The sequence below is a fragment of the Bacillus sp. SIMBA_154 genome, from assembly GCF_046536015.1.
GTDB classification, from domain to species: domain Bacteria; phylum Bacillota; class Bacilli; order Bacillales; family Bacillaceae; genus Bacillus; species Bacillus pumilus_P.
Map to the genome: position 1 here is coordinate 1 of NZ_JAWJBV010000341.1, position 265 is coordinate 265.

General features: G+C 39.6%; 1 protein-coding gene. It reads left to right on the forward strand.

Features of this window, described 5'->3' with window-relative positions; genetic code table 11:
* Positions 1-265: hypothetical protein (locus tag R0K30_RS22295; protein WP_410613061.1), on the forward strand; the 265-nt coding region annotated here is incomplete at both ends.

Here is a 265-nt window from a genome sequence, read left to right on the forward strand (position 1 = left end):
CACAAGCTCATAACTTTCATAAGCTTATTACAATGGCATCAAGGGGAGAGCTTCCACAGCGAAAAACAGGATTTAAGAGTGACAAACAAATTATTAATGAACTTCAGGAGCAAGTAGCGCAGCTTACTACTTATCGTAACAAAGCACAGGACAAAGTAGCCGAACTTGAAAACCAACTAGCACAAGCCAAAACTGAAATAGAAGACAAGTCAGCTAATGACGAACCAACACATCATAAAAGCGTAGGTTCTATGCAAGCCTTAGT